This is a genomic window from Nodularia sp. LEGE 04288, assembly GCF_963896525.1.
Taxonomy (GTDB): Bacteria; Cyanobacteriota; Cyanobacteriia; order Cyanobacteriales; family Nostocaceae; genus Nodularia.
The window spans coordinates 1-6701 of the sequence record NZ_CAWQOY010000048.1 but is presented as its reverse complement, the minus strand read 5'-3'; the positions used below and the strand labels follow the sequence as shown (position 1 = coordinate 6701).

Genomic DNA, 6701 nt, shown 5'->3' with positions numbered 1-6701 from the left:
CTCCCTACTCCCCACTCCCCATTTCCTCCTATCATGAAAATATAAGAAAATATCAAGTCGCCAGAATCTCACGGCAAAACATGGGTAGTATTTGGGAAATCGATTTTTACTCTCGTCCAATTTTGGACGAAAATCAGAAAAAAGTTTGGGAAGTCTTAGTTTGCGAAAGTCCTTCGGATATCCGCACCAAACCGGAATCTTTGTTTCGTTATGCACAATATTGCCCCAGCACTCAGGTAAATTCGGGTTGGTTGCGGAGGGCGTTACAGGAAGCCATCGAAAAGGCAGGGGAAGCACCAATCAGAATCCGCTTTTTCCGCCGTCAAATGAGCAACATGATTACTAAAGCTTGCCAGGATGTGGGTATCCCTGCTCAACCTAGCCGCCGTATTTTAGTTCTCAATCAATGGTTGAAACAGCGCATGGAGGAAGTTTATCCTCAAGAACCAGGGTATCAAGGCGGTACTAATCTCTCGGTGCGCTTAGACAGCCCTTTACCTCAACGTTTACCAGATGCTTTAGAAGGTAAGCAGTGGGCATTTGTTAGCCTACAAGCTGCTGATTTTGCCGAAATGTCAGAATGGGAGATTGGCTTTGGTGAAGCTTTTCCCCTGGAGTTGGCTAATGTGTCTCCTGAAACTCGCATTCCTGGTGTGTTAATTTTCTCACCTAGAGCCTTACCTATAGCCGGGTGGCTGTCGGGTTTGGAATTGGCTTGCTTGAACTTTGACACTAAACAAGGGGAAAGATTGGTTTTAGAAACTGGTGCTACGGAAAGTTGGATTTTGGCTAATATCAAAAATCCCCAAACTTTAGCAGAAGCCAAAGGTTATGAGAAAGCCAAAGAAGAAGCTAATGGAGTGCATTTTATTGGTGTTCAGTCTGATCCTCAAGCAGAATCTTTCACCGGATTCTGGCTTCTCCAAAATTTAAATATTGCGTAAGTAGAGAGGAGTGATCAGTTAGTCAAATGCCCAATACTGATACAGACTAATACATACCGATGATTTTCGGAGAATTTTTTTGGTGGATGAAACGCGGATAGTTACCAATGATTTGGGATAATTGTCTGCGTCCATCTGCATTTTCAAATGGCTTTTGCCAATATATGCCGATAGACACCAATGATTAGGGATAATTATCTGCGTTGATTGATTTGCAGCTGAAAATCCAAAATCCACAATTCACCGAGGGTCATGGGTTCTGAAAACTTGACACAAGATACACTAGCAGAACAACTGCTGGAACTAGCTATCAAATCGGGAGCTGAAGCTGCGGAAGTTTATCAGTCGCGATCGCTTTCTCGTCCCGTATTTTTTGAGGCTAACCGTCTCAAACAGCTAGAAACTAGCCAATCTGAAGGCACAGCACTACGACTATGGCGCAACGGGCGACCAGGACTGACGGTAGCTTATGGTTCTGTCGCCGCCCAAACAATGGTGGAACGAGCTTTGGCTTTGACTCAGCTGAATCAACCAGAAGCAGTGGAGTTAGTCAAGAATTCTCAGCCATCTTATCCAGACATCGGGTCATCTGTACCCTTAGAACTATTGGTCAACTGGGGCAAAGAAGCGATCGCTCTCATTCGTGATGTCTATCCAGATGTGCTGTGCAACAGTGACTGGGAATGTGATGTGGAAACTACTAGACTTTCCAATAGTCAAGGTTTAGATTGTTACTACAGTGATACAACCCTCAGTTGCTACATGGCTGCCGAATGGGTCAGGGGTGATGATTTTTTAAGCGTTGCGGATGGACAAACCCAACGGGATATTCTCCACCCTGAGAAATTAGCCCATCAAATTTTACAAAGATTAGATTGGTCTAGAGAAAACGTCCCACCCCCCACCGGTCGCGTTCCAGTTTTATTTACATCTAAAGCGGCTGATATGCTTTGGGGGACTGCACAAGCAGCGTTAAATGGTAAGCGGATTCTGGAAGTAGCTTCTCCTTGGGTAGAACGTCTGGGTAAACCAGTGATGTCACCCAGCCTCACCCTTTACCAAGACCCACAGGCTGGCCCTTACAGTTGTCCTTTTGATGATGAAGGTACTCCCACAACTGCTTTAGTATTTATCCAAGACGGAATTTTACAAAATTTTTATTGCGATCGCACCACAGGAAAACAACTAGGTATTAACACGACTGGTAACGGTTTTCGCCCTAGTTTTGGCAGTTATCCTAGCCCTGGCTTATTTAATTTCTTGATCCAGCCTGGTTCAGCATCACTCCAAGATTTAATTCACCAAATGGATGATGGCTTAATTGTCGATCAAATGCTAGGTGGTGGCAACGGTATTTCTGGCGACTTTTCCATCAATATTGATTTGGGCTATCGTGTCAAAAACGGTCAGATAATTGGGCGTGTTAAAGATACGATGGTCGCAGGTAACGTCTACACAGTTCTCAAACAATTAGTAGCATTAGGTAACGATGCTGATTGGAATGGGTCTTGTTATACACCATCACTGATAGTAGAAGGATTGTCTGTAACTGGGAGAATTTCTTAAAAATTCCAGCTAGCATCCCAGCTTAATTTATCACTTCTGATTAATTAAAAATGCGCTTTCTCAGGCTATAACTATAACCAGGGAAAATAAACATATGTGGGATTTTCTGGTAAGTTAGTTTGTAAAAAATTATCTATAAACTTGCGTCTAACTCAGTATCTGGAAAAAACCCTCTCTTAACTTGGCCTTCTTCTCCTGCAAAGACGCTGTGCGAATGCGAAGCATCTGATCAGAGAAGACTTCTTCTGTGCTAACAGAACTATTTCTAGCAATATGTTGAATAGATATGCTTTTTTTAAAACTGGCTTTTTTAGGTCAACTTTGGTTGTTTTGATCAGATGAATTTTTAATTATTATGGCGCTTTCTGCTCTAAATCAGCGCTTTCGCTTCTGGTTGCAACCGAGAAAAGGTTTAGCGATCGCCGAAGCTTGTATTATTGGTCTTGTCGCCGCCCTATCTGCGGTATTCCTCAAATCTGGATCAGGATGGTTGGGGACATGGCGAGTCCAGACTAGCCAAATCTCACCAGCATGGTTAGTCTTACCAGGAATTGGTCTGAGTTTTGGGTTGATAGCTGGTTGGTTAGTTAATAGATTTGCCCCAGAGGCTTCAGGTAGCGGTATCCCTCAAGTGAAAGCCACCCTGGCTAATGTCCCAATTACATTATCTTGGCGAGTCGCAATTATAAAGTTAATCAGTGCCATCATCACCCTTGGTTCAGGAATGGCTTTAGGGCGACAAGGCCCCACCGTTCATGTAGGGGCGGGTTTAGCCGCAGGAATGAGTAGCTGGGTTCCCACTTCCCCAGATCATCGACGACAGATGATTGCGGCGGGTGCGGGTGCGGGTTTAGCCGCAGCTTTCAATGCCCCAATCGCCGGAGTATTATTTATTGTTGAAGAATTACTCCAGGATTTATCAGGGCTGACTTTAGGAACTGCCATTATCGCTTCCTTTATTGGTGGTGTAGTCTCCCGACTATTAGGTGGCGGTAGTTTGCAACTAAATTTGGAGTTGATGCAATACTCTAGTAATTTCACCTTGCCAGAAATTCCCTTTTTTGTGTTGTTGGGGATTTTAGCAGGTTTTCTGGGGGCATTATTTAATCGTGGTCTAATTGCTAGTATCAAAATTTATCAAACTTTCCACCTCAGCTTACCCCTAAAAATGGCTTTAGCTGGATGCATTTCCGGTCTAGTCGTGGCAATACTCCCAGAATCTTTCCGTAATTATGCAGGTTTACGGGAGTACATGATTATCAGTGAAGCCAATGTGTCTTTTGCCGCGATCGCCTTTTTTTCTCAATTTATTCTTACCCTGATCGCCTTTGGTTCCGGTGCGCCTGGGGGGTTATTTGCACCTAGTCTGATTTTAGGTTCTTGTTTAGGACACCTGGTTGGTGTAACTTCCTCTTATTTCTTAGCAGTGGATTCTCCCACGACTTACGCTTTAGCCGGTATGGGAGGTTTTTTTAGTGCCGTTTCTAAAGTCCCAATCACAGCCATTGTGATTGTGTTTGAAATGACTACAGATTTCAATTTGGTACTACCATTGATGATTGTCTCTGTAGCCGCTTACTTGGTTTCTGACAAAGTAATGCCTGGATCGTTATATGACAAACTATTACAGCTAAAAGGCATCACAATTACGAAAGCAGTTTCCGCCGAGGGGATATTAACCAAGTTAACAGCCCACGATGTGATGCAGCATCGAGTCGAAACTCTGGATGCAGATATGACATTAGAAGAAGCAATGCAAGTATTTTCTCGTTCCCATCATCGGGGCTTTCCAGTGGTAGAAAACGGCAAGCTAGTAGGAATTATCACCCAATCGGATTTTGTCACCCAACGCGATAGTGATTCGTACATCCTGGGTAATAGCCAGTCACCAAAGGATGTCTCATTAAGGGAGATTATGATCCACTCGCCAATGACGGTAAAATCCAAACATAACCTCAGTAATGTCCTGTATTTGCTCGATCGCTATCAAATCAGCCGCTTACCAGTAGTCGAAGGGCGGAAATTAGTTGGGATTATTACCCGTGCAGACATCATCCGCGCCCAGGCTGAACATCTTAATTATGGCAACGTTACCCCAGAATCACAGCCGGAACCTTCTTATGTAGTTTATCAAACGCGATCGCCTAATATTGGCAGAGGTCGATTATTAGTCCCAGTAGCGAATCCCGAAACCGCCGCTATCCTCTTACAAATGGCCGCAGCGATTGCACGCGATCGCCATTATGAAATCGAATGCGTGCAAATAATCTTAGTATCGCGTCAAAGTTCGCCATCAGAAACACCAGTCAGAACCGCCAAAAGTCGCCGCTTACTCCGACAAGCCGAAGTTTTAGCAAAAAAGTGGAAAATTCCCTTACACACCCAAATTAGAGTCGCCCACGACCCCGCCCAGGCAATATTGGAAACCATCGACGAACGGCATATAAACCTGATTTTAATGGGATGGAAAGGTGAAACTTCTACACCTGGACGGATTTTTGGCAATGTTGTAGACACCATAATTCGCCAAGCCACCTGCGACGTAATGCTAGTAAAACTGGGGCAAAAAGCACAAAAAATATTTGCTACTAAATTTCCTCAGTCCCTTGAAGAGATGCAACGCCAATCGCTACAACGGGGGGAATTTCCCCAACCTGCTGGCGCATCAATCGCGTCTCTACCCACTCCCCAATTCAACCGTTGGCTAGTAACAATGGCTGGCGGCCCCAATGTCAGGGTAGCGATTAAATTATTACCTGCCTTAGTGACATTGGGGAATGATCCATACATTCGGCTGACGCAGGTGTTTAAACCATCTCAATTAAAACCAGACATGACAGTTTTAGAACAAGCCACCCGCATTCTGATGCGTCGCCGCAAATTATCCAGCAATGTAGTTGCTATCCCAGTCCAAGCAGATTCGGTAGCGGAAGGAGTGATTAACCTCGTGAAAACCGAAGGTTATGATGTTGTGGTTGTAGGGGCTTCTCGTGAGGGATTATTACAGCAAGCAGTTCAAGGTAATATTCCCGAAGCGATCGCCTCTGGTGTGGACTGTACAGTCATTTTAGTCAGAGGCGCAATTAGTAGTTAGGCATTTTCTTGATCTTAATCTTCCTTATAAATATTCAAATCATTGAGCATTAAAATCTGATAATTTAATCAAATGTACCCCGTACATACGTTGAAATCTGGGAAATAAGTACATCATCAACCGTTCTATAAAAGGAAATCTGTTTAAGTATTGAGGAAAATCTGCTGGGATATAGAGCGAACGATGCACCTGATATCTTGAATCCCAAGCTTGTATTTCCTGAATATTGCGAATTCCCCACTGGTACTTAGCATTTGTATATTTAACTGCATCGAATCCACGACGAATGCTAATTAAGAATGGGGAAGTGGCATCAAATAAAATCCACGAACCCGGAAAGTGTTCTGCCAATGTTTTAAATATCCTCTTCACTTGCTGCTCAGAAAAATAAAGTAAAACACCCTCTGCAATAAATAACATTGGACTATTGCTTAAGCTTTTAACCTCATCTATCCACTCTGTTTCTAACACAGAAGCCGAAATAAATCGACGGCGATCACTCTCCTGAAAAAAGCGTTTTCTGACAGCCATTGTATCAGGTAAATCTAGATCAAACCAATTTAAATTACCATCATCTAATCGTTCAAATCTATTATTCAAACCTGTGCCAATTTCTAAAATAGAAGTTAGTGAATAGGTTTGCAAAAACTGTTTAACTATCTCGTCAAATGCTTTGTTGCGAATACATATTATCGCTTGAGAGCTTTTGTCTTGGGAGAATCTTTGAAAATCATAGTCAATTTTAGCCAGGATATCAGCAGACCCTGAATCAACCATAATGGGGTCGATTTGGTTCATTTCAAATGCCCTTGCCCACAGGGTAATTAGCAGTGTTTCTTGAATAGTACCTAAGCTGACAGTGTTTGGATTAATCATTTATTTTGATAAAAAATGTGGGGGATTCTTATCTAATCAGATGTTGCATTGCTTCTAAAAAATTTGTGAAATCTTGAATCAACACAGCTTGCAAATTTCATCTTTATACCTAACTTAGTAACAATGATTCAACATCTAATACCAATTTAATATAAAGATGCATAAATAGAATTTAACCAGAAATCCAGTTCCCCTCCTCGCCTGCGGGGAGGGGTTAGGGG

At 42.9% G+C, this 6701-nt stretch carries 4 protein-coding genes; 3 read left to right on the top strand and 1 reads right to left on the bottom strand.

The window, feature by feature from the left end; genetic code table 11:
- Nucleotides 1-80: 80 nt before the first annotated feature.
- The 3 genes from AACX33_RS04100 to AACX33_RS04090 all read left to right on the top strand — a co-directional run bounded on the left by AACX33_RS04100 (nt 81) and on the right by AACX33_RS04090 (nt 5604).
- Nucleotides 81-944, top strand: a complete 864-nt coding sequence (locus tag AACX33_RS04100; protein WP_194000552.1) for a Tab2/Atab2 family RNA-binding protein — start codon at nt 81-83, stop codon at nt 942-944.
- A gap of 252 nt (nt 945-1196) precedes the next feature.
- Nucleotides 1197-2510: a TldD/PmbA family protein gene (locus AACX33_RS04095; protein WP_194000550.1), complete on the top strand. Its 1314-nt coding sequence runs from the start codon at nt 1197-1199 to the stop codon at nt 2508-2510.
- Nucleotides 2511-2865: 355 nt separating this feature from the next.
- Nucleotides 2866-5604: a chloride channel protein gene (locus AACX33_RS04090; protein ID WP_194000548.1), complete on the top strand. Its 2739-nt coding sequence runs from the start codon at nt 2866-2868 to the stop codon at nt 5602-5604.
- Between the two features lie 39 nt (nt 5605-5643).
- On the opposite strand, the gene AACX33_RS04085 is transcribed toward AACX33_RS04090, so the two are convergent.
- Nucleotides 5644-6480: a class I SAM-dependent methyltransferase gene (locus tag AACX33_RS04085; protein WP_228049002.1), complete on the bottom strand. Its 837-nt coding sequence runs from the start codon at nt 6478-6480 to the stop codon at nt 5644-5646.
- Nucleotides 6481-6701 lie beyond the last annotated feature (221 nt).